The organism is Providencia sp. PROV175 (assembly GCF_032707045.1).
GTDB classification, from domain to species: Bacteria; Pseudomonadota; Gammaproteobacteria; order Enterobacterales; family Enterobacteriaceae; genus Providencia; species Providencia hangzhouensis.
Window position 1 is genome coordinate 332214 of sequence record NZ_CP120533.1, and the last position, 23012, is coordinate 355225.

At 40.1% G+C, this 23012-nt stretch carries 20 protein-coding genes; 9 read left to right on the forward strand and 11 right to left on the reverse strand.

Annotation, left to right across the window (positions count from 1 at the left end):
* Positions 1–26: 26 nt before the first annotated feature.
* On the forward strand, positions 27–725 hold the full coding sequence (locus P3L44_RS01465; RefSeq protein WP_004266042.1) for a HAMP domain-containing protein: 699 nt from the start codon (positions 27–29) through the stop codon (positions 723–725).
* 169 nt (positions 726–894) lie between these two features.
* Complete coding sequence (locus P3L44_RS01470) at positions 895–2391, forward strand: M16 family metallopeptidase (protein WP_272661861.1); 1497 nt, start codon at positions 895–897, stop codon at positions 2389–2391.
* A gap of 66 nt (positions 2392–2457) precedes the next feature.
* Here the strand turns inward: P3L44_RS01470 and P3L44_RS01475 are convergent, their stop codons facing one another.
* On the reverse strand, positions 2458–3456 hold the full coding sequence (locus tag P3L44_RS01475) for a serine hydrolase domain-containing protein (protein WP_272661862.1): 999 nt from the start codon (positions 3454–3456) through the stop codon (positions 2458–2460).
* Between the two features lie 209 nt (positions 3457–3665).
* Between P3L44_RS01475 and P3L44_RS01480 the strand changes: the two genes are divergently transcribed.
* On the forward strand, positions 3666–4727 hold the full coding sequence (locus tag P3L44_RS01480) for an NAD(P)H-dependent flavin oxidoreductase (protein WP_272661864.1): 1062 nt from the start codon (positions 3666–3668) through the stop codon (positions 4725–4727).
* A 46-nt stretch (positions 4728–4773) separates the two neighbouring features.
* Here the strand turns inward: P3L44_RS01480 and yhjD are convergent, their stop codons facing one another.
* Both yhjD and P3L44_RS01490 read right to left on the reverse strand, forming a co-directional pair.
* Entirely contained in the window at positions 4774–5766 is a 993-nt protein-coding gene (yhjD, locus tag P3L44_RS01485) for an inner membrane protein YhjD (protein ID WP_004262608.1), read from the reverse strand.
* Positions 5767–5970: 204 nt separating this feature from the next.
* The gene (locus tag P3L44_RS01490) at positions 5971–6375 is read right to left on the reverse strand and encodes a DUF1090 domain-containing protein (RefSeq protein ID WP_036958592.1); all 405 of its coding nucleotides are present in this window, start codon (positions 6373–6375) and stop codon (positions 5971–5973) included.
* A gap of 233 nt (positions 6376–6608) precedes the next feature.
* Between P3L44_RS01490 and P3L44_RS01495 the strand changes: the two genes are divergently transcribed.
* Complete coding sequence (locus P3L44_RS01495; protein ID WP_004262593.1) at positions 6609–7451, forward strand: 23S rRNA (adenine(2030)-N(6))-methyltransferase RlmJ; 843 nt, start codon at positions 6609–6611, stop codon at positions 7449–7451.
* Between the two features lie 138 nt (positions 7452–7589).
* Positions 7590–8942, forward strand: coding sequence for a glutathione-disulfide reductase (gorA, locus tag P3L44_RS01500; RefSeq protein ID WP_036958623.1), 1353 nt, complete (start codon positions 7590–7592; stop codon positions 8940–8942).
* Positions 8943–8998: 56 nt separating this feature from the next.
* On the opposite strand, the gene P3L44_RS01505 is transcribed toward gorA, so the two are convergent.
* The 8 genes from P3L44_RS01505 to mobA all read right to left on the reverse strand — a co-directional run bounded on the left by P3L44_RS01505 (position 8999) and on the right by mobA (position 17628).
* A complete protein-coding gene (locus tag P3L44_RS01505; protein WP_272661866.1) occupies positions 8999–9598 on the reverse strand; it encodes a glutathione S-transferase family protein in 600 nt (199 codons plus the stop codon).
* Between the two features lie 49 nt (positions 9599–9647).
* The gene (locus P3L44_RS01510) at positions 9648–10346 is read right to left on the reverse strand and encodes a helix-turn-helix transcriptional regulator (RefSeq protein WP_272661868.1); all 699 of its coding nucleotides are present in this window, start codon (positions 10344–10346) and stop codon (positions 9648–9650) included.
* 158 nt (positions 10347–10504) lie between these two features.
* Positions 10505–11809 carry a carbohydrate porin gene (locus P3L44_RS01515; protein WP_272661869.1) on the reverse strand — a complete coding sequence of 435 codons (1305 nt, stop codon included), beginning with the start codon at positions 11807–11809 and terminating at the stop codon, positions 10505–10507.
* Between the two features lie 137 nt (positions 11810–11946).
* Positions 11947–13341 (reverse strand): glycoside hydrolase family 1 protein, encoded by a 1395-nt coding sequence (locus P3L44_RS01520; RefSeq protein WP_112307788.1) that lies wholly within the window; start codon positions 13339–13341, stop codon positions 11947–11949.
* Positions 13342–13351: 10 nt separating this feature from the next.
* A complete protein-coding gene (gene bglF / locus P3L44_RS01525) occupies positions 13352–15244 on the reverse strand; it encodes a PTS beta-glucoside transporter subunit IIABC (protein ID WP_272661870.1) in 1893 nt (630 codons plus the stop codon).
* A gap of 190 nt (positions 15245–15434) precedes the next feature.
* On the reverse strand, positions 15435–16277 hold the full coding sequence (licT, locus tag P3L44_RS01530; protein WP_140172010.1) for a BglG family transcription antiterminator LicT: 843 nt from the start codon (positions 16275–16277) through the stop codon (positions 15435–15437).
* Positions 16278–16501: 224 nt separating this feature from the next.
* Positions 16502–17038, reverse strand: a complete 537-nt coding sequence (gene mobB, locus P3L44_RS01535; protein ID WP_140172011.1) for a molybdopterin-guanine dinucleotide biosynthesis protein MobB — start codon at positions 17036–17038, stop codon at positions 16502–16504.
* Positions 17035–17628, reverse strand: coding sequence for a molybdenum cofactor guanylyltransferase MobA (mobA, locus tag P3L44_RS01540; protein WP_140172012.1), 594 nt, complete (start codon positions 17626–17628; stop codon positions 17035–17037). Before mobA ends, mobB begins: the two co-directional genes overlap by 4 nt.
* 216 nt (positions 17629–17844) lie before the next feature.
* On the opposite strand from mobA, the gene P3L44_RS01545 reads away from it, so the two are divergent.
* The 4 genes from P3L44_RS01545 to polA all read left to right on the forward strand — a co-directional run bounded on the left by P3L44_RS01545 (position 17845) and on the right by polA (position 22959).
* Positions 17845–18114, forward strand: coding sequence for a YihD family protein (locus tag P3L44_RS01545; RefSeq protein ID WP_004262581.1), 270 nt, complete (start codon positions 17845–17847; stop codon positions 18112–18114).
* 6 nt (positions 18115–18120) lie between these two features.
* The gene (locus tag P3L44_RS01550) at positions 18121–19116 is read left to right on the forward strand and encodes a serine/threonine protein kinase (RefSeq protein WP_140172013.1); all 996 of its coding nucleotides are present in this window, start codon (positions 18121–18123) and stop codon (positions 19114–19116) included.
* Between the two features lie 33 nt (positions 19117–19149).
* Positions 19150–19770, forward strand: a complete 621-nt coding sequence (gene dsbA / locus P3L44_RS01555; protein WP_004262579.1) for a thiol:disulfide interchange protein DsbA — start codon at positions 19150–19152, stop codon at positions 19768–19770.
* Positions 19771–20166: 396 nt separating this feature from the next.
* The gene (gene polA, locus P3L44_RS01560) at positions 20167–22959 is read left to right on the forward strand and encodes a DNA polymerase I (protein WP_140172014.1); all 2793 of its coding nucleotides are present in this window, start codon (positions 20167–20169) and stop codon (positions 22957–22959) included.
* The last annotated feature ends 53 nt before the right edge of the window (positions 22960–23012 follow it).

Consider the following 23012-nt stretch of genomic DNA (forward strand, 5'->3'; position numbering starts at 1 on the left):
TGCTTGATTAGAAAGGTTGTGGCCAAATGAATACCCGAGTCCAACGCTCACTAACATTAAAAAGTATGGTCGTATTCTTTATGATTACGCTACTATCACTTGCGCTTTTTTTAGCTATTCAATTCAGTTATTTAGTTGAACAACGTAAGCAAGATTATTTAGACCAACTCAGTAACGCTGTAGTACAAATTCAAAAACCATTAACAGATTCATTGTTAAGCTCTGACCTCAACGAAGTTAAACGGCTACTGATAAGTTTAAAGACATCAGGCATTATGGGAAATGCGATTATTACTGTTGATGGTACAACGGTAATGAACCTAAGCTTTGCAACGCCTAAGCCGATACCTAATTGGGTGACTCATTTTGTGGGCATCCCTGTCGAAATGACCGTGCCACTGTATGCATACGGGAATGTTGTGTTGCAGGCTAAGCCTCAAGGGTATTTGACATTACAAGTTGACCCGAACCGTGTTTATCGGTTTGCGCTCAACACCCTTGCTTTGATGACGACAACTTATTTGTTGTTGGTGCTCATTATTGCTATTGGAATGACGTGGTGTGTCAGTCGTATGATAATAAGGCCACTGCGTAAAATCGCAATTGAGTTACAGACAAATTCTGAAGTTAATCAAATTGCTGTGTCTGAATATCATCGTGACGATGAGCTAGGTTTGCTAGCAAAAGGGTATAATCGTCAAAGAAAACAGCAAAAATCAGACTAAGCCATGAACATGGACTCAGCTTTATGGTCTAATATCGTTATAGTGGTGACAATGAAAAATGGAATAAAGCCAAACTATATCGTTTAACCCGATAAGTTCGCGTTTTTCGTTAATTTATCTGTCGTTATTTGCGGTTAAATATAAAGATATAAAACACATAGGGGTTTACATGCAGGGCTTGAAAGTTCGGTATATCATTGGTGTTGTATTATTCTCAGTCGCGCATTTAGCCGGCGCTGAGCCTTTACAACCTGATCCAGCATGGCAGCAAGGGAAGCTAGAAAATGGCTTTAGCTGGCAATTATTACAAACACCACAACGTCCAAATGACCGTATCCAGCTCAGGTTAGCAATTAAAACAGGCTCATTAACAGAAAAAGCGAGCGAGAAAGGATACAGTTACCTTATACCTAAAATGGCGTTGTTTCATCAAACTGAAGCATTTCCAACAACAACATTGCAAGAATTCTGGCGCCAGGCCGCAGACCCTGATATGCCAATTCCACCCGCGGTTGTTTCCTATGACTACACTATTTATAGCTTAAGCTTACCAAATAATCGCCCTGACTTAATTAAGCAAGCCCTAAGCTGGCTAGCGACTTCTGTTGCAGGTGCTGAGTATACAGAAACGACATTGCATAACGGCTTGACGGCACAAAATGTCCCAGTTGCAACACTACCTTTAAATGCCAACGATCCTGTTTGGCGAGCGCGTTTAAAGGGTTCAACGATGATGGGGTATGACCCTGGCCAAAAACCGAATGGTACTGTCGCTCTTGATAGTGTGAACTCGTTTTATCAAAAATGGTACACACCGGATGTAATGACATTGTATGTTGCGGGCCATGTAGATTCTCGAATGTTATCTGATTCAATTTCACAAACGTTCTCTTCATTGGAAGGTAAGCGCTCTGAGCCTGTTTCTGTTGCGGTATTATCAGCAGTAAAACCGCAATCTATTGATATTTTGCAGGAACAACCTGCACAGGATACGCTTTCATTAATTTGGGACATTGATTGGCTACCCATTAAAGATTCAAACGTTTTACTGCGTTATTGGTCGAGTGACTTAGCGCGTGAGGCAGTTTATCGTTCTCTGCAAAAAGCGTTCAATCAAAAATTTAATCAAGGAGAAGTTGTTCCGGGGTTAGATTGTCGTGTGCAATATCAGAAAGCCAGTTGTACGTTAACGGTGACAGCAGCACCTGAAAAAATGGCAGCGGTAACGGATATTGTTGCGAGTGAGCTTGCATCGATTAACCAAAATGGTATTGCTGCTGAGCTATTTGACGATATGCTTAAAGAAAAACAAGTGCAGTTATCGCAACTATTTGCAGCCTATGCGCGTACGAGTACTGATGTTTTGATTAGCCAACGTTTGATTTCTCAACAAAATGGGGTGGTTGACATTGCTCCTGAACAATACCAGCGGTTAAGGCAATCTTTCTTGGCGTCACAAAGCCTTGAGCAGGTGAATATGGAAGCCCGTCGGTTATTATCTCAAGAGGCAGCGTTTGTATTAGCGCAGCCAAAAGATAAACAAATGATGGATGCAGAACAAATTCGCCAGAAATTTACCAAGGTGTTATGGCCCCAAATTGCTGCGCCAGTACCAACAGAAGCGGCTCCTGCTGCACCAGCAGAAGAAAACCACACCTCACAATAAGCATGAAAAGATAGATATATGAAAAGATAGTCATTGAATGATTCAGTGGCTACCTTTTCATTAATGTTATTGGCTTAATAGCGATTCAATAACGCGAATTAGAGTCTCTCGCGACTCTCTGTCATCAACAAATCCTGCCGCACTGATTTTTGCTTCTGGTGCGTAATAGGCTACAGATCCCCAAAAGCCTAAATGGGAATACAGGGTGATACTATTGACCACATTCACCATAATGCCTAATCGGTAAAGTTCTGCACCTTCGTGAGAACCCATACTTAGCATAGTCTCTAGCGTATTTGGTGATGAAAAAATATTTCCCTCAAACAGCGCTTCTAGAAATATCGCCATTTGTTTCGAGGACATAACTAAACCCCCACCGCCATAGGTATCCATGGAAGCATGAATATGTGTTCCATCCAATTTACCTAAATATTGACGAGCCCGTGGTGCTGCGATTTGCGGCGGTTGTTCTAATGACTCCCAATATGCGCTCTCGAGACCAATAGAATCGAAATGCAAAAGCTCCCTAACAGCTAGGCCAAGAGATTGCCCCGTAATCCGTTCAATAATATCACCGAGCAAAATATAACCCGTATCTGAATAGATAAAGGATTTTGCAGGCGAAAACGTTGGAAATTGTTTACGCATGTACATTTCGATTTGTTCTGTTCGGCTCCAAACATAGTTAGGTTGTTTGAGAACGGCTTTTAGATAGTCTCCATCTGCATGGTCTAGCAGGCCACTACTGTGCTCCAGTAAATGGCGGATAGTGATAGCGTGAGTATTATATTGGGTACTGAGTAGCGTATTATATTGAGGGTCAATATATTCAGATATTGCATCATCAATACTGAGTTTTTCCATTTCAGCAAGACGTAAAATTGCAGCTGCGGTAAATGTCTTTGTATTACTGGCAATTCGTAGTGGTGTATCAACAGTAAGAGGCCTACCTTCAATATCCATTCCTCTAGCACAGAAGGCACCCACGCTATTTTTGGCCTGATTATGATAGTAAAGGACGACGCCACAAGTTAAATTTTCGAGCTGTTGAATAGAGGTAGTCATAATAATCTCATTATTGAATGATTAAGATGAGGATATATGGCATCTTAATCATATCTATACGATCCCTGCACGCTTTAAATGCGCTTAAAGTGACAATATGGCGACGACACAATGGCAAGTGTTTTTTCTTTTTATATAAATTTGGTGCTATGTTTATCCTCAATATAAGAACATAAAATGTACCCAGACATTGAAGTAAAGGAAATAACATGAATAGCTCGAATATATTTCTACAACGGTTAGGTTTGCGTTATCCCATTATACAAGCCCCAATGGCGGGAGTTTCTACTCCGGCGCTAGCCGCTGCGGTTTCAGAAGCTGGAGGGCTTGGCTCACTAGGCCTAGGCGCAAATTCAGTAGAACAAGCTCGCCAATTGATTACTCAAACACAAGCACTGACAAGTAAAGCATTCAATGTCAATTTATTCTGCCATTTACCTGCGAAACGTCATCCTGATAATGAACTGGCATGGAGCCAGTATTTAGCTCCTTATTTCGCTCAATTTAATGAGACTCCCCCTACTTATCTCAATGAAATTTATCAAACTTTTTTAGATAACTCAGAAATGTTATCGATGTTACTCGAAACAAAACCTGCGGTAGTGAGTTTTCATTTTAATATTCCATCCATCGAGGTGGTACAGCAATTGAAACAACATGGTATTTATACCATGGCGACAGCAACGAATTTACAAGAAGCACAACAAATTGAATTGGCTGGAATTGATGCTGTTGTTGCACAAGGTATTGAAGCGGGAGGGCATCGAGGCATGTTTGATTTGCAGGCTTTAGATGAAGAACTCACTACTTATGAATTAGTGACATTAATCTCCCAGTATATTGATTTACCTGTGATTGCAGCGGGTGGCATAATGGATGGGCAAGATATCAATAGGGCTTTAGAGTGCGGTGCTGCTGCCGCTCAATTAGGCACTGCATTTTTGCTTTGCCCTGAATCTGCCGCGAACGCAGGCTATCGGGCTAAGATCAAATCGCAAACTGGGGATCTCACTCAACTAACTTCTGCTATTTCAGGGCGCCCAGCGAGAGGGATTATTAATCAATTTATTCGAGCAGGTAACGGCTATGAGACAAGTCAATTACCTGATTATCCATTGGTTTATGATATTGGTAAGCAGCTCAATGCAGCAGCAATGAAGTTAGGTAGTGATGAGTTTGCGGCATATTGGGCGGGGCAGAATGTGGCGAAAGCTCGTGAGATGTCTGCGTCTTTATTGGTTAGAACGTTGGCAGAAGAAATGAAACGCTAGTTTTAAACAGTGGTAGGGCGGTTTGTCTTACCGCCCCAGTAAGTTGTTATTTAATTATTTCGTTATCCAATGAACCTTTTGGCTCATCAGTCGCTATCCAAGCTGCACAAAATAAGGTTAAACGCGCAAAGAAGTAAAAGAATGCCATTAGGCCAAGCACTGAACCAAAAGCCGCTCCAGAAGGTGACGAAGCAAGGTTAGGTAAAATCCATGTCATAATGGATTTAATGATTTCAAACCCAATAGCAGCAAGTAATGTTCCTTTAAATAGTGATCTGCGGCGATGTTGCATGCGCGGTAGGATCCAAAAAATCCATAAAAATAATAGGAAGTTGGCTGTAATGGATATGGTTAAACCAATCAGTGTCCAAGCAGGTTTTAGCCATTCTATACCGTCTAGCCCAAGCGTACTGACAATCGTCGCCTGTGCAGAGCCAGCAACAGAAGTCAGGGTAATTGTCACAATTAAGGCAATAAGTAGACCAATTAAAGCAAAGAAGTCGCGAATGTAGCGGAAAATAATATTTTCATGTTCATCTTCATTACGTTCCCATACAGAACGTGATTGCGCCAAAATAGCCAAGCGTAAGTTATTAACCCAATTAACTCCGGAGTATACGGCTAAAGCTAACCCGGTTAATCCAACTGTCGTACGTTGACGTATTGCCGTATCGATTGTTCTTTCTAATGTATTTGCGAGCGTAGGGTCAGTAATATTTGCAGAAATTCCACGAACTAATTTTTCAAGCAATTCAGGATTACTGGCTAATACAAAACCTGCAGCGGCGAATGAAAACATTAAAACGGGAATTAAAGAGAGAAAGGAGAAATAGGTAATTGCAGCCCCAAACTGGTTCCCCATTCGGTCATTAAAACGTTGCACGGTACGAATGATGTGAGCAATAAAAGGAATTGCACAAATAAAGTTCACAACTCGCATTGAGAAGGTCACTGCTTTTTTACTGCCATCAATACTTTTATTCAGTGTCGCTTTCAGTTTATTAGTATCTTTCTGTTCTTCTTCCTGCGTATTCGACATTTAATCCCCTTTTCCCGCAACTAAAAGTTGTCTGATTTTTCGACCTATTTAATGCCTATAAATGAATGATATGCATAATACTATAGCTTAAATTGGACAATAACTTCATCCCAATGACTGTTTTAAGAGACAAATAGTCATTGGAACGTTTGTTTAAAGTCAAAGCAACTGGTTAATTAATCAGAGGAAAAGGGGCGTTAGAAATTAAAGTGCATCTTTATAAACTTGCAGTTCAGCTTGGGCTTCTTTTAATTCTGCTTGAGCTTCTGCGAGTTTTCTTTCACGTTTTTTAATTTTACTACTGTCATCGCCTTTTAATTTTTCTTCCTGCAGCTCAGCTTCGCGTTCCTGCACTTTTTCTGTTTTCTCAGCTACATCTTTTTGACTATCACGATATAAAGATTCTGGAGTGCAATAACGATTCACATTATCTAATGCTTCTTCTAAGCCTTTAACTCGATGCTGATTACCATGTTGTTTTGCGTAATCAATTTGTTCTTGAATGCGTTGTTTCTTTATTTCGCAGCCATTTTGTGTTTTTGCCGCCATTACTGATGCGCTAGCAAAAAAGGAAATACAAATACTAGTTGTAAGGAGTAGTTTATTCATCATTTACCTCTGTTTATTTTAAAATTTGTGTTTAGGATAGCGTTTTATTTCTTTTCAGTCATGTGAATTTTAACACAGCTATGGTTATGACATTTGTAGTCAATTTTAGCTATAATGACGCGGATGAATAAATCCGGTCTATTTTTTGTTCAAAAGGGCTATCTTTAAAGAACCTATTTAATAATAGTCATCTTAGTGGCTAGTATTGAATTTCCTCAGGAAACAAACGTTACATGTTAAGTTATCGTCACAGCTTTCACGCAGGCAACCATGCTGATGTGTTAAAACACACAGTACAGAGCTTGATTATTGAATCTCTGAAAGAGAAAGAAAAACCGTTTCTGTATTTAGATACACATTCAGGTGCTGGCCGTTATCAATTAACGGGGGAACATGCAGAAAAAACAGGTGAATATCTTGAAGGGATTGCGCGTATTTGGGAGCAACCTGATTTGCCTGAGGAATTATTGCCGTATATGAATATTGTGCGCCAATTGAATGATAATGGGCGTTTACGCTATTACCCAGGTTCACCATTATTAGCAAAATATTTATTACGTGAACACGATAAGCTGGTATTAACTGAACTACATTCGAGCGATTATCCATTATTACGTACAGAATTTTCACGGGATAACCGCGCGCAAGTTTTCAAGGAAGACGGCTATCAACAGCTAAAATCGAAATTACCCCCACAGAGTCGACGTGGCTTTGCGCTGATGGACCCTCCTTATGAGATGAAGACGGATTATGAAGCGGTCGTGAAAGGGGTGGTGGAAGGCTATAAACGCTTTGCAACAGGAACATATGCAATTTGGTATCCTGTTGTATTACGTCAACAAATTAAGCGTATGGTCAATCAATTAGAAGCAACAGGCATTCGTAAAATATTACAAATTGAATTGGCGGTACGTCCTGATAGCGACCAACGTGGGATGACGGCATCCGGTATGATAGTGATCAACCCACCTTGGAAACTTGAGCAGCAAATGAAGAATGTGCTGCCATGGTTACATAAAACACTCGTCCCAGAAGGCACTGGGCATACGTTAGTTGAGTGGATTGTGCCAGAGTAAACTGTATTTTTGATAGGTAATACCGATTAAATTAACAGGTGTTATCTATCGTAAAGCGCTATTTATGCCATGACAATCAATAGCATGATGCGAGAAAATGCATTCATAAATCATTCAATCAATGGGAATAACCAAATTATGAGCAAACATTACGACTATATCGCAATTGGTGGCGGAAGCGGTGGTATTGCGTCGATGAACCGTGCAGCAATGTATGGGCAAAAATGTGCCTTAATTGAGGCGAAAGCATTAGGTGGGACTTGTGTTAACGTGGGCTGTGTACCGAAAAAGGTGATGTGGCATGCGGCACAAATCTCGGAAGCTATTCGCAATTATGGTCCTGATTATGGTTTTGATGCGACAATTAATCGTTTTGATTGGAAAACACTTATTGATAGTCGTACTGCTTATATTGACCGAATTCACCAGTCTTATGACCGTGTCTTAGGGAATAATAAAGTTGATGTCATCAATGGTTTTGCACGTTTTATTGATGCCCATACTGTTGAGGTAAATGGTGAAACCTACACGGCAGACCATATTTTGATTGCAACTGGCGGGCGTCCAGTGATCCCTGCTATCCCAGGTGCAGAATATGGCATGACTTCTGATGGCTTCTTTGAACTTGAAGCATTGCCAAAACGTGTTGCGGTTGTGGGTGCCGGTTATATTGCCGTTGAACTTGCTGGTGTATTAAATGGTTTAGGCGCAGAGGCGCATTTATTTGTGCGTAAACATGCCCCGTTACGTTCATTTGACCCACTGATTGTCGAAACATTAGTGGAAGTCATGAATACGGAAGGCCCTAAACTGCATACGGAATCAATTCCGAAAGAAGTCGTGAAAAATGCAGATGGTTCACTGACATTAAAATTGGAGAATGGCCAAGAACAAACCGTCGATGCATTAATTTGGGCTATTGGTCGTGAACCAATGACAGATAACCTGAATATTGAAGCCACAGGCGTCGCACTGAATGAAAAAGGTTATATCAAGGTTGATAAATACCAAAATACTAATGTACCGGGTGTCTATGCAGTTGGTGATAATACTGGCGCCGTTGAGTTAACCCCTGTTGCGGTTGCTGCGGGTCGTCGTTTATCTGAACGTTTATTTAATAATAAACCGGATGAGCACTTAGATTACAGTAATATCCCAACTGTGGTGTTCTCTCACCCACCAATTGGCACTGTTGGTTTAACTGAACCAGAAGCGATTGAAAAATATGGTGCTGATAAAGTGAAATGTTATAAATCATCTTTCACTGCAATGTATACCGCCGTCACTTCGCATCGCCAGCCTTGCCGTATGAAATTGGTCTGTGTGGGTGAAGAAGAAAAAATCGTGGGTATTCATGGTATCGGTTTTGGTATGGATGAAATCTTACAAGGCTTTGCGGTTGCATTAAAAATGGGTGCAACCAAAAAAGACTTTGATAATACGGTGGCCATTCACCCAACAGCGGCAGAAGAATTTGTGACCATGCGTTAAGTATTGGTTATTTAAATTAAAAGCTAAGTTCATTTGAGCTTAGCTTTTTTTTGGCATTATTTTGCCAACAGTTCTGCAATCGCAGGAATAGCCGCTAAGCTATCAAGGTATTTTTGCATCGTAGGGGTGGTTTCCATGATTTGGTATTTAACTAAAAACATCACAAATGCACCGACATACACATCAACAGCAGTAAATTGCTCGCCACAAATAAACGGTTTAGCATTGTTTAAACCGATTTCTAAACAGGCCATTGTGCGTTCGACAGAACCAAAGCCAGAAGATTTTTGCTGTTCTTCATCTAATTGAATGCCTAAATTATTGATAGTGAAGGCAGATTCAATTGGGCCAGCAGTAAATAAGAACCAACGGTAGTAATCTGCACGTTTAGGGTCATTCAAAGCTGGTGCTAAACCTTTTTCAATAAATTTATCCGCTAAATACAAGCAAATTGCAGCGGTTTCAGTGACGACGGCATCACCATCAACAAGTGCGGGAACTTTCGCCATCGGATTAATTGCAAGATATTCAGCCGTATGCATATCTGCACCATAACCTAATTCAATACGCTTGTAAGGAACATCTAAAATTTTTAATAGTAGGTCGACCGTGTTGCCACGTGACATTGAATTAGTAAAAAGAACCAGTTCGCTCATGGTGATTTCCTTATATGAAGTTGAGTGCTTACTATAAGGGAGCGGAGTGTCAGAAATTGTCAGGAGAGACGCACAATACTTCTTTTTGCCAGCGCTCTAGTAGGTAATTTTTGGGGTAAGGTAGTTTATCTGAAAGTGCATGATAAGACTGAATGCGGTCTAAACGAAAATGGCGGTAACTTTCACGTAATTCACACCAAGCGGCTAATACTTGGGAATCTTTCATATAACCAATGGCAATTGGCCAAATAATTCGTTCACTAGGTTGATTTTGCCCATCAAGATAAGTCATTTTGGCTTTGCATTCTTCTCGTAAACTTAAACGTAAGTCTTTAACGATGATATCGTTAATTTCATAGAAATGTGTGGTAGGAGCAAATAAGGTATTTTGATTTAGAATTTTCTGTGAATGACCTGCCACCACGGAGTTAATCTTACTTATCGCCCGTATTGCGGAGTTTTTTAGTTCACTATCTGCATTACTTTTTACCCAACGTAAACCTAATATTAAGGCTTCAAGTTCATTTTCATCGAAAGCTAAAGGCGGTAGTAATAGACCCGTTTTTAATTGGTAGCCAATACCGGCTTCCCCGACAATTTCAGCACCTTGGTCTCGTAGGGATTCAATATCTCGATAGATAGAACGCACGCTGACTTGCAGTTGTGATGAAAGTGCTTCAGCGGTAATAGGATAGCGATTCTCTTTGAGTATCTGTAATAACGTGAGTAGGCGCTGAGTGCGGGTCATGAAGTTGTCTGCTTAATGTTATTGAGTGAGAAAAACAGCAAAGATAATTTAGCTATAGTAAAAAAACAATGAGCTGAATGCTAATTAATATGTTAATTGGCGATAAAGGGAATGGAAAATTCCCTTTATCAATACCGATAAATACACAGTAATATTATTTAAAACGTTAAAACCGTTTTTAATCCCAAAACCCATGCATCCGATGTTTTCTGGACACCGCCTGGTTGATGCCAATATTGCACACTTGGTTGGAGTTCCAGCCAATAAACAGGTTTAAAACGATAATAGAGTTCTGCATTTAACGCGTTTGAAGTAATAGGGTGATATAACGGGTCATTATAATTGGTGACCCCGAGCTGTTCATTTTGTATTTTTTGGTTTTTCGCAAAGTGGTCGCTGAGCTCAATATACGAGATACCGAGACCAATCCAGTCTTCAGGCCTTGCATCAAATGCCCCGCGGTAGCGAAGGGAACTTGAAACAACATAATTCATGAAATTACTGCGCTCATCATGATAACTGCCACTGACAGATAAACTTAAACCTCGATTTTCATCATCTTGATAGCGAGTTAATTGTTGGTTCATTCCACCATAGACAAACCATGTTTTGTTATAGCTTTTATCTTTATACAGATCATGCTGTTTGGCATTGGTATATAATAATCCTAAGTTATAAGCACCAGGCAACCCATTGACGAAAGTGCGATTTTCAACTTCTAAGGGTAATAAAATACCTTTACTGCCTTTGGTTGACCAACTCCACGCATGGCTTCTATCCGTCGCTTGAGGATTCTGCTCCATAATTCCTGTTTTGATGGTAATCTCAGGGGTGATTTTATAGCTAACGGTCGTTCCCCAAGTATGAATATTCCAATTGCTCCATGTCAGGGCGTTGGCTGATTTTCCACCACATTGGCTAAGTAGTTGAAAATCACAAGGGATAATTTGGTCAAACTCTTGTACTTTATTCATCATCCCAATACGCCAAGTTAGTCGGCGGTCATCAAAACTGCGAGCAAAAGTAAGCCAACCTAACCGCGTTACGGAGCCACCTCCATAGCTTTCTTGTGCAAGGTCATTATTAGGTACTCGAGGGTCTTGCAGGCGCTTGACTGTCAGGTTGTCTTCATGGTTACGATTGACAATGTTTCCTTCAATACGAGCATCGGGAATTCCTGTCCAACGTTCAAGATCTTGTGTGAATGTGAAAGCAAATTGGTCTATATAAGCAGTATGTTTGTCATTATTATAACCGCCCCCTGCATTATAGGCGACTTGGCTCAAATAATTACTGTGAAATGAAAAGCCGTGGTCAGATAATATAGGACGTATGCCCAACATATCACCAAATATTCCTTTAGGAGCGAGCTCAAAGCCTAAAACAGTTCCATTCCATTGTTGTTCATTAGCAATAGCAGGCAATGTTAAAAACAACAAAGAGAATAATAATTTTTTATTCATGTCGGAGATAACCTATTAGCAATGGTTTGCTTTAACCCAATAATAGAGAATGGGCTCATGCGGTGTTATTTTTAATATAAGGAATCTCGAGATAAATAATTATCCCGAGATAGTTTTATTATATTTAGATATTTATTCTATTGATTTAATAACTCTCCTTGGCTCTTGATAATACTTTGGTACCAATAGAAGCTTTTTTTACGTTTTCTTTCGAGAGAGCCGTTACCTTGGTTATCACGGTCAACATAGATAAATCCATAACGTTTTGACATCTCTGCATTGGATGCACTGACAATATCTATAGGCCCCCAGCTGGTATAACCCATAATATTAACACCATCTTGAATAGCCTCATGGATTTGAACTAAATGGTCGTTGATATATTGAATACGATAATCATCAATAATTTCTCCCTCAGGCGTTATTTCATCAATAGCGCCTAGTCCATTTTCAACAATAAATAATGGTTTTTGATATCGATCCCATAATAAATTTAATAGCGTTCTAATTCCTTTTGGATCTATTTGCCATCCCCATTCTGAGCTTTCTAAATAAGGATTTGGGACCATACTAAGGATATTTCCGCGTTTTTTCTCATATTCATCTTTATCTGCGGTAATACAACCTGTCATATAATAACTGAATGAGATAAAGTCCACTGTATTTTGTAAGTCACGTTTATCTTCTTCTGTTATTGTAATATTAACTTGGTTATCTCTAAAATAGCGTAGCATATAACCTGGGTATTGGCCTCTGCATTGTACATCACCAAAAAATAGCCATTTGCGATTTTCTATCATGGCTTCCCATACATCATCAGGCTTACAAGTTAATGGATAAACGAGACCTCCTAATAACATGTTACCGATTTTAGCATCAGGGATAATGCTATGGCAGGCTTTAGTGACTCTAGCGCTGGCGACAAGTTGGTGGTGAATCGCTTGGTAAACCTCAGAAGGAGAACTATTTTCAGGTAGGCCCACACCAGTCATTGGTGCATGTAGTGACATATTAATCTCATTGAACGTCAGCCATAGTTTGACCTTATTTTTATAACGTTCAAAGACGGTACGTGCATAACGTTCGAAAAACTCAATCGTTTTACGATTTCCCCAACCGCCATATTGTGTCACTAGGTGATAGGGCATTTCATAATGGGATAATGTAATGACAGGTTGAATGTTATGCTTTGCCATTTCATCAAATAAATTATCATAAAAAGCGAGGCCTTCTTCATTGGCCGTTAATTCGTCACCAAGTGGAAATATACGGCTCCATGCAATCGAGGTTCGTAAGCAGGTGAAACCCATTTCAGCGAAAAGTGCGATATCGGTTTTATATTGGTGATAAAAATCGATGGCAATATCTTTAATAAAACTCTCATTTTGTGTTCTTTCAATTAATGAACCAAATATGCCATGAGGTTGAACATCGGATGTGCTGAGCCCTTTACCCGCAGTTAAATAAGCACCTTCAGCTTGATTGGCTGCGATTGCGCCACCCCATAAAAATGAATTTGGAAATTTAATCATGCTTAGCTCCTTATTTGTGGTTAACGGTGATAAATTTCTGACAGCTTTGAATTGATTTATTGAGCTCGACGAATTCGATCGACGCATAATCATCACTGTTGCTTACAATAACAGGGGTTGTTAAGTCATATCCTGCCTCGAGAATTTTTTCTCGGTCAAATGTCAGTAATAAATCACCTGTTTTGAATGCATCACCTTGTTTAATTTGAGGTGAAAAATGAAGCCCATCTAATTTCACGGTATCGATCCCCACATGGATGAGTAGTTCAATACCGCTTTGGCTTAATAACCCTAATGCATGGCCAGTTTTAAATAATGAGCTCACTTCACCATCGAATGGCGCATAGACTTTCCCAGTATTTGGAATAATGGCAGCACCTTGTCCAAGTAAACCACTTGCAAAAGTTTCATCTGGAGTATCTTTTAATGGGATAGCTGCACCGCCCAATGGTGCAAGAACGTCATTGGGGGTCGACGTAATCTCAGTTTTAACCGATATTTCAGGGGATATCGCTTCCCTTTTAATACCAAAGAAACGGGTTGCGATAGTGGCAAATAAGAAAGAGAGCGTTGTACCAATAATGGCTCCCCAAACAGTATTATCAACACCATGTTCCGGGATGATTTGTGCAAAAGTGAAAATATTAATTAACCCAAATGAGAATGTCAGAGTTTGGCTATAGCCAACAATCGCGCCACCAACACCACCACCAATACAGCCAAAAATAAAAGGTCGGCGCAAAGGAAGAGTCACACCGTAGACAGCAGGCTCAGTAATACCAAATAAGCCAGCGGTAACAGAAGAGCCAGCCATAATTTTCATTTTTGCATTTTTTGTTGCTAATAGAACACCTAAAGTGGCGCCAATTTGCCCTGCTACAGCGGGAAGTAATAGGGGGAAAAGCGCATCATGGCCTAGGGCACTTAAGTTATTAATACCAATAGGGACAATTCCCCAATGTAAACCGAAAATAACGCATATTTGCCAAACAGCACCCATGAAAGCACCTGCGATAACTGGGGCAAAGTTGTAAATAGCTTGGAAACTCTCCGCAATTAACATGCTTATCCAAGTTGCTAAAGGCCCAATAACAAGAAAGGTCAGAGGGACAATAATGAGTAAGCACAAGAAAGGCGTAATAAAATTCTTCATTGCAGAAGGTAAGATTTGGTTTAGTCGCTTTTCAAGCAGGCAGCTTAACCAAGAGGCAAAAATAATCGGAATGACAGATGCTGCATAGTTAATAAAGGTGACTGGGATCCCCAAAAAATATTCAGGTGTAGAACCCGCAACGAGACTTTGCTGAAAAGCGGTAATCATCATTGGGTGAATAAGTGCACCACCAATCGTCATGGTAACAAATGGGCTTCCACCAAATTTTTTCCCTGCGGTGTAACCGAGTACCAGTGGGAAAAAATAGAATAAAGAGTCACTTGCTGCAAACCAGATTTGATAAGTGCCACTGCTTGTGGATAGCCAACCTAATGCGTCTGCTAATGAAAGTAACCCTTTTAAAATACCTGAAGCAGCCATGATGCCTAAAATAGGCGTAAAGATGCTGGAGACAATATCAATAAAGTAGCCTAGTAGGCTTTCTTTATCTTGTTTTACCACTTTTTTTTCCGCTTTTTGGGGCTGATTTATTGAGTTTGAAGTTGTATCAATTAACTGATTAACTGCGTTAAAAACCTCGTTAACGTGGTTACCGATGACGACTTGAAATTGACCGCCGCTTTCAACTACGGTAATAACCTCTGGACTTTGTTTTAATTGCTCTGCATTGGCTTTTTTACTTTCTTTCAGTTTAAAGCGTAGGCGTGTCGCGCAATGTATTAAATCGACAACGTTATCTTTTCCTCCAACGTTTTCAATAATTTGCTTCGCCAAAGCTTGATATTTCATATTGATTTCCTTTATTACCTGAACAATAGAAGCCACGTTACTATTGATAAATAAGCAAAAAAAAACCTGACTCACCACCAGCACGAATAAGGCTAGTAGTGAAAATCAGGTTTTGCCTGCCAACGGGCAGTAGCAATCCATCGGTTTTTATCAGTTTGTATCAATAAATAGTTTTTCGGCTTACTTTGCGTCACTTATGTGACGATTTTTCTTTCCTAATACGCTCTATATGAATGGTTAAATACATGCGTTCTTCATCTGTTAAGTCGCGTTGGTATTTCTTGGATAAATAAGCACTGACCTTTTCAGCACATTTCCAAGAAATTGAATAATTTTCTTTGATGACAAGATGCATCGCAATATCGTCATTAGGAACTGGCTCATCACTCATCATACGATGGGTAAAAAACTTTAAATGAGTTACAAACCGCTGATAACTTAGTGTGTCCTCATGATATTCAATTTGTAGATGATATTTTACGATGTTCATGATTTCATTCATTATCGCCATCGTTTCCATGACAATTGGCATCTCACCCGTCAACTGAGCATTGACGAAATGTAACGCGATAAAACCAGCTTCATCGATGGGTAACTCAATCTCTAAATCTTGTTTAATCAATGCCAATGACTCTAGCCCCAACTGGTACTCTTTTGGGTAAAGTCGTTGAATTTCCCATAACATGGTATTAGTGATAGCTAGGCCTTTTTGCTGTCTTTCAATTGCATAATTACAGTGATCAGTTAAAACGATATATAAGCTTTCATGTAGGTTGCCAAGTTTACTTTTCGCATTTTCAATTATTTTGTCACAGACTTTCATAATAGAAATTGGTATTCGGCTTAACAGTTCACTTAATCGGCTTGTTAATTCATGGCTACGTAACTCAAAGACTTTTTCTATTTTTTTAGAATCGACAAAGTCATTAACTTTCATTTGAAAGGCGAGCCCACGCCCCATAACGACAATTTCTTGCTGTTGTTCATTTAGGGCAACGACCACATTGTTGTTTAAAATTTTTGCGATCTGCATTTTGTTTCCCCTAAAACGAAAAAAACCTGATAGCACAATGATAATTCATTGACTAATCAGGTTTTGCCTGTGTGATAAGCACAGTAACAATCCAGTAACTTAATTTTCAAATACTGTAATTAAACTTTTTGGGTTATTCAAACAGCAAAGTATGAAAATGTGAACTCACACGCTCAATTCAGCCAATCTCTTTTTTGCATGGCTAATGACGGTATCGTGCTTATTTAATTGTTTTTTGCCACCAAGACACTTTTTTGCCACCAAGACACAATGTAATCTGCGATTTGCTCTGGGTTATTGATATCTAACTGCGGCACGTGAGTATCAATGATTTCATTACTGGCAACAGCCACCACATAGTTATCTATCAAACCGTTGAGAGGTTTGCCCACTTCAGAGCGAAACAAGGCGATTTTATCGATCGGCTCATGTTTGAATCCTTCAACGAGGATCAGATCTAATGTTGTGTGATCGAAACGACCAGCTAAATAGTGTAGATCCATTTCATTAGCGTCGGGGGTTTCGGTCATCAGCGCCCAGCGCTTTTCACTGGCAACAAGCGTTTGGTTTGCGCCTGCTTTACGTAATTCAAAACTGTCTTTGCCCGGCTTATCCACTTCCATGTCATGGTGAGTGTGCTTAATTAAACCAACACGAACGTTACGCTGCTTGAGCAGAGGGATAACTTTTTTTAATAGCGTCGTTTTTCCTGTGCCGCTGTAAGCGGTAATTCCAAGTAGAGGTAGCGTATTTTTCTTCATAATTCTTTTTGTTGTAACTCCCAGTTACGGTTATCTTCCGGTGTATTAAGATTCGCAAATGAACCCGGTTCGGGTGAGAAAGTAACACTTTTTGCATTAATTTCATGCATGAAAAGCATTAATTTACGGTCACCTCTTGTAAGGTAATCATCAAGTTGAGTTTTTAGTGAACGATGCAATAAAGCAAACGTAGGGTGCTCTCGTTCTGTATCACAAGCGTAGCAGGCTAAATGTTTTTCTTTCTCATTGAACATTTTTTCCGCTAAATTGAGAGGGAAAGTAGGAACATCGCAAGGCACAAACAGTAACCAATCTGTTTTGGCATGGTGTAAAGCCGCTTGCATTCCTGCTAATGGGCCAGAAAAATGGTTATTTAAATCAGAGATAACCGTCAACTGGCTTTCACTGTAACGCGGTTGATTACGATTTGCATTGATGAGTACTTCGCCAACTTGGGGTTGTAAGCGTGCTAAAATATGTTGATAGAGCGGCTTTCCCGATAAAAGTACCAATCCCTTATCTTGACCACCCATTCGAGAGCCTCGGCCACCAGCAAGTATCACACCAGTTATTAACTGACGAAATGACATGTTCAATATCCTTGAATATCTTCAAGAAAATGTTTCAACATTCCTAGAAAACACTTTCGAGTATAGTAATTACTAAAATTTATTCTATTTTGCTATAAAATCAATGAATATTCGTGCGTATTGCAGTTAAACTTTACGTAGATTGACAACAGTTCGCTTTTTCTCTTGTATGATTATTGGTAACTTGTATCGAATATTCGTGATAAAGGAATAAACATGAAATGCCATCGCTTAAATGAAGTTATTGAGCTTCTGCATCCTGTCTGGAAAGATAATTCAGATTTAAACTTGGTAGAATTATTGCAAAAACTGGCTGATGAAGCAGGTTTTAAAGGCAGTTTATCTGAGTTAACAGATGATGTGCTAATTTATCATTTAAAAATGCGTGGTTCGGATAGCAATGAAGCGATCCCGGGTTTAAAAAAAGATTATGAAGATGACTTTAAAACCGCTATTTTGCGTGCCCGTGGCATTATTAAAGACTAAAACGCGATGGACGAAATAGAACATTCGAATTTCCATTTTAGTGGAATCTCCCCTGACTTAATTTTAGACGCCTTAATGGAAGTCGGGGTTTACCCCGAATCAGGTCTGCTTGAATTAAATAGCTACGAAAATCGGGTTTATCAATTCCAAGACGAAAATCGGCAACGCTATGTGGTTAAATTTTATCGCCCTGAGCGTTGGAACCGTTCACAAATTCAAGAAGAGCACGATTTCACTTTAGAGCTTCGAGATGAAGGGCTGTCTGTCGCAGCGCCTCTTGAGTTTGCTGGGCAAACGGTATTGGAGTTTGGTGGGTTTATATTTGCAATTTTTCCGAGTATCGGTGGCAGACAATATGAAACAGATAACTTGTTTCAATTAGAAAGTGTAGGCCATTTGTTAGGACGTGTACACCAAATTGGCCAGCGTAAAAACTTTGCATTTCGTCCGACAATGGGTCTTGATGAGTATTTGGCACTGCCTCGCCAAGTGATAGCTTCAAGCCCTTTGATTGCAGAACGCTATAAATCTCAATTTATAGAGTCTTTAGATGCATTGATTGCACAAGTAAAATTACACTGGACTGACTCAATTTCATCAATTCGCCTACAAGGTGATTGCCACCCAGGCAATATTCTGTGGCGCGATGAAGCTTGGCTGGTGGATTTTGATGACGCCCGAAATGGGCCTGCAATCCAAGACCTTTGGATGCTACTTAATGGCTCTCGCCAAGAACAAGTCATTCAATTGGATACGTTATTAGAAACATATAATGAGTTTTGTGATTTTGATGTAAAACAGCTGAAGCTGATTGAACCTCTTAGAGCAATGCGTATGGTACATTACCTCGGGTGGATTATCCGTCGCTGGCAAGACCCTGCGTTTCCTCGAGCATTTTCATGGCTACAAGCTGATGATTTTTGGCAAAAACAATCGCTCGAATTTAATCAACAGATTGAACGGTTGCAAGACGCCCCTTTGCAGTTAACCCCTCAGTTTTAACTTTTAAGTTTTTGTTTTTGGAGAATGTAGTCTATGAAAAAAATTATGTTGGCTTTGCTTGGTATTGCTATGTCTTTTAGTGCTGCAGCGGCAAACTACACGGAAGGTAAAGAGTATACTGATGTTAAAGCTGTACCAAATTTACCTCAAGTTCTGGAGTTCTTCTCATTTTATTGCCCACACTGCTATCAATTTGAGAGCGTGTATAAAGTGCCTCAAACGGTAGAGAAAAACTTACCAGAAGGCGTGAAAATGGAACGTTATCACGTTGATTTTCTTGGTCCTTTAGGTGCCGATTTAACTCAAGCTTGGGCCGTTGCGATTGTCTTGAAAGCAGAAGACAAAGTCACACCTATCCTGTTTGAAGGTATCCAAAAAACGCAAACTATCAACAGTAAAGCAGATATCCGTAATGCCTTTATCAAAGCAGGTATTTCTGGTGAAGAGTATGATGCAGCTTTAAACAGCTTCGTTGTGAAATCTATCGTTGCGAAACAGCAAAATGCAGCGCAAGACTTAAAACTGCGCGGTGTTCCTGCATTATTTGTTGATGGTAAATACCAAGTTCGTAATAACGGTATCTCAGTTGATAACGCAGCTGACTACGGCAAAGAGTTCTCTAATGTTGTGAACTTCTTAGTAAATAAAAAATAATCGCAAATAGACGGTGGTATACTCGCCATCGTCTCTTTTTCTATTAATATCCACAATTCAAAGACTTTCTCTCACCTGTATTAAACCCATTCAATTATGAGCTAACCCTTTGATTTTACTTTTCTGTTTATATTGTTAACAGCCATATTACTTGTTGAATTTACTGAGTAACACAAATTTACACACAAGCTTATCCACAGGATGTTAGTCAGATACTTAGTTAATCGGCGTGATTAATTTTAATTAACTGTAATTAATGGTGTACTTATAATAGTGGATGATTTGGTGTGTTTTTAATTATCTAACTAAGCGGAATATAAAACTTGGGATGTATCTGAGGCCACATTATGGCATCCTATTGGTATTCGTTCCTGACTAAAAAGATGATGACAGATTATGGCTCAGATTGCAGAAAACCCTCTTATTTTGGTTGATGGTTCCTCTTACCTATACCGTGCTTACCATGCATTCCCTCCACTGACCAATAGTGCTGGTGAGCCTACAGGGGCAATGTATGGCGTGCTTAATATGCTACGTAGTTTAATTATGCAGTATAAACCTAGCCATGTAGCGGTTGTCTTTGATGCGAAGGGAAAAACATTTCGTGATGAATTGTTTGAAAGCTATAAGTCACATCGCCCACCCATGCCTGATGATTTACGCGCTCAAATCGCCCCATTACATGAAATGGTGGAAGCGATGGGCTTGCCTTTACTGGTGGTTTCAGGAGTGGAAGCCGATGACGTCATCGGGACATTAGCCTGTGAAGCAAGCCGAAAAGGTATGCCAGTGTTAATTAGTACGGGCGATAAAGATATGGCGCAATTAGTTGAGCCTAACATTACGCTTATCAATACCATGAATAACACTATTCTAGGGCCTGATGAAGTCAAAGAAAAATACGGTGTTCCCCCTGAACTCATCATTGATTTTTTAGCATTAATGGGGGATTCGTCAGATAATATTCCTGGGGTGCCTGGCGTTGGTGAAAAAACAGCACTCGCTTTACTGCAAGGCATTGGTAGTTTAGAAGCAATTTATAATGACCTTGAAGCTATTGCCCCATTAGGTTTTAGAGGTTCTAAAACGTTAGCCCCTAAAATGGCGGAAAATCGCGATGTTGCTTTTTTATCATACCAATTAGCGACGATTAAAACGGATGTTGAGCTGGAAAAAACATGTGAAGAGCTACAAGTTGCTCAGCCAGATGTGGATAAACTGCATCAATTATTCAGCCGTTATGAATTTAAACGTTGGCTAGCCGATGTTGAAAATGGGACTTGGATGGAGGGTAAAGGCTCAAGTGCGAAACCTAGCCCAACACCAGCAGCGTCACCTGTGAAGCCATCAAACCTAACTGTGCCAACATTGTGTGCCGAAAATTACCAAACGATTCTAGAAAAAGCCGATTTAGAGCGCTGGGTTGAAAAATTAAGCAAAGCATCATTATTTGCTTTTGATACTGAAACCGATAGTTTAGATACCCAAGAAGCTCGTTTAGTGGGGATGTCATTTGCAATTGAGCCGGGGCATGCCGCTTATTTACCATTAGGTCACGATTACCTTGATGCGCCAGTACAGCTTCCTCTGGAAGAGGTTTTGGAACTTATGAAGCCTATCCTTGAGAGTGAAAACATCCTCAAAATTGGCCAAAACTTGAAGTATGATGCAGAAGTTCTTGAAAATTATGACATCGAATTAAAAGGTATCGGTTATGACACCATGCTGGAATCGTATGTGTTAAACAGTGTTGCGGGGATGGGACGCCATGATATGGACAGCTTGGCCGATCGCCATTTGAACCATAAAACCGTGAGCTTTGAAGAAATCGCAGGTAAAGGTAAAAAGCAGCTGACATTTAACCAAATTGCTTTAGAAGAAGCCGCTAATTATGCGGCGGAAGATGCAGATGTCACGCTATTACTGCATCAAGCGTTATATCCACAATTAGAGGCTGAACCTAAGCTTAATCACATTTTCCAAAATATTGAAATGCCACTTGTGCCTGTGTTAGTCCGCATGGAACGCAAAGGTGTTTTAATTGACGCAAACGTACTTGCAGCGCAGTCAAAGGTGATTACCGCTCGTTTAGCTGAGCTGGAAAAAGAGGCTTTCGAGCTTGCAGGGGAAGAGTTTAACCTCGCTTCGCCAAAACAATTGCAAACTATCTTATTCGAAAAATTGCAATTGCCGGTGATAAAGAAAACACCAAGTGGGGCAGCATCGACGAATGAGGAAGTGCTTGAAGAATTAGCGCTAAACCATGCATTGCCAAAATTGTTGCTTGAGCACCGTAGTTTAGCCAAATTAAAATCCACGTATACGGATAAACTGCCACTCATGATTAACCCGCGTACTCAGCGTGTTCATACTTCTTACCACCAAGCAGTCACAGCAACGGGGCGTTTATCTTCTCGGGATCCTAACCTACAAAATATTCCAGTTAGAACTGAAGAAGGTCGCCGGATCCGCCAAGCCTTTATCGCGCGTGAAGGCTACAAAGTGATGGCAGCGGACTATTCACAAATTGAATTACGTATTATGGCGCATTTATCCCAAGATAAAGGCCTATTAACTGCGTTTGCGGAAGGGAAAGACATCCATAAAGCGACAGCCGCTGAAGTCTTTGGTGTACCACTGGAACAAGTCACCAGTGACCAGCGTCGTAGTGCCAAGGCGATTAACTTCGGGCTTATCTATGGCATGAGTGCATTTGGTTTAGCGCGTCAATTAGGGATCCCTCGTGGTGAAGCTCAACGCTATATGGATCTCTACTTTGAACGCTACCCTGGTGTATTACGTTATATGGAAAACACACGCTTACAAGCTTCTGAACAAGGTTATGTTGAAACACTTGAAGGCCGTCGCTTATATTTAGCGGATATTAAGTCGAGTAATGGAATGCGCCGTAAAGCGGCAGAACGCGAAGCGATCAACGCCCCAATGCAAGGAACCGCAGCGGACATCATTAAAAAAGCCATGATTGCCGTTGATAATTGGTTGCAAACTGAAAAACCGCATGCAGATATGCTAATGCAAGTTCACGATGAGCTGGTCTTTGAGGTCAAAGAGTCTGAATTAGTGCGTGTTCAAGCTCAGGTCCAGTCATTAATGGAACAAAGCATGAAACTGGATGTGCCATTAAAAGTGGATGTGGGAATTGGTGACAACTGGGATGAAGCCCACTAATTTTTAATCATATTGAATATATAGAACCTCCATTATGAAGAGACCCCCAAGAG

Bases quoted from the DNA above. Each gene is read 5' to 3' on its own strand.
- polA (WP_140172014.1), top strand. From the start codon at position 20,167: ATGGCTCAGATTGCAGAAAACCCTCTTATTTTGGTTGATGGTTCCTCT.
- dsbA (WP_004262579.1), top strand. From the start codon at position 19,150: ATGAAAAAAATTATGTTGGCTTTGCTTGGTATTGCTATGTCTTTTAGT.
- P3L44_RS01465 (WP_004266042.1), top strand. From the start codon at position 27: ATGAATACCCGAGTCCAACGCTCACTAACATTAAAAAGTATGGTCGTA.
- P3L44_RS01550 (WP_140172013.1), top strand. From the start codon at position 18,121: ATGGACGAAATAGAACATTCGAATTTCCATTTTAGTGGAATCTCCCCT.
- bglF (WP_272661870.1), bottom strand. From the start codon at position 15,244: ATGAAATATCAAGCTTTGGCGAAGCAAATTATTGAAAACGTTGGAGGA.
- P3L44_RS01505 (WP_272661866.1), bottom strand. From the start codon at position 9,598: ATGAGCGAACTGGTTCTTTTTACTAATTCAATGTCACGTGGCAACACG.
- P3L44_RS01545 (WP_004262581.1), top strand. From the start codon at position 17,845: ATGAAATGCCATCGCTTAAATGAAGTTATTGAGCTTCTGCATCCTGTC.
- mobB (WP_140172011.1), bottom strand. From the start codon at position 17,038: ATGAAGAAAAATACGCTACCTCTACTTGGAATTACCGCTTACAGCGGC.
- yhjD (WP_004262608.1), bottom strand. From the start codon at position 5,766: ATGTCGAATACGCAGGAAGAAGAACAGAAAGATACTAATAAACTGAAA.
- P3L44_RS01515 (WP_272661869.1), bottom strand. From the start codon at position 11,809: ATGAATAAAAAATTATTATTCTCTTTGTTGTTTTTAACATTGCCTGCT.
- gorA (WP_036958623.1), top strand. From the start codon at position 7,590: ATGAGCAAACATTACGACTATATCGCAATTGGTGGCGGAAGCGGTGGT.
- P3L44_RS01520 (WP_112307788.1), bottom strand. From the start codon at position 13,341: ATGATTAAATTTCCAAATTCATTTTTATGGGGTGGCGCAATCGCAGCC.
- licT (WP_140172010.1), bottom strand. From the start codon at position 16,277: ATGCAGATCGCAAAAATTTTAAACAACAATGTGGTCGTTGCCCTAAAT.
- P3L44_RS01510 (WP_272661868.1), bottom strand. From the start codon at position 10,346: ATGACCCGCACTCAGCGCCTACTCACGTTATTACAGATACTCAAAGAG.
- P3L44_RS01475 (WP_272661862.1), bottom strand. From the start codon at position 3,456: ATGACTACCTCTATTCAACAGCTCGAAAATTTAACTTGTGGCGTCGTC.
- P3L44_RS01480 (WP_272661864.1), top strand. From the start codon at position 3,666: ATGAATAGCTCGAATATATTTCTACAACGGTTAGGTTTGCGTTATCCC.
- P3L44_RS01495 (WP_004262593.1), top strand. From the start codon at position 6,609: ATGTTAAGTTATCGTCACAGCTTTCACGCAGGCAACCATGCTGATGTG.
- P3L44_RS01490 (WP_036958592.1), bottom strand. From the start codon at position 6,375: ATGAATAAACTACTCCTTACAACTAGTATTTGTATTTCCTTTTTTGCT.
- P3L44_RS01470 (WP_272661861.1), top strand. From the start codon at position 895: ATGCAGGGCTTGAAAGTTCGGTATATCATTGGTGTTGTATTATTCTCA.
- mobA (WP_140172012.1), bottom strand. From the start codon at position 17,628: ATGTCATTTCGTCAGTTAATAACTGGTGTGATACTTGCTGGTGGCCGA.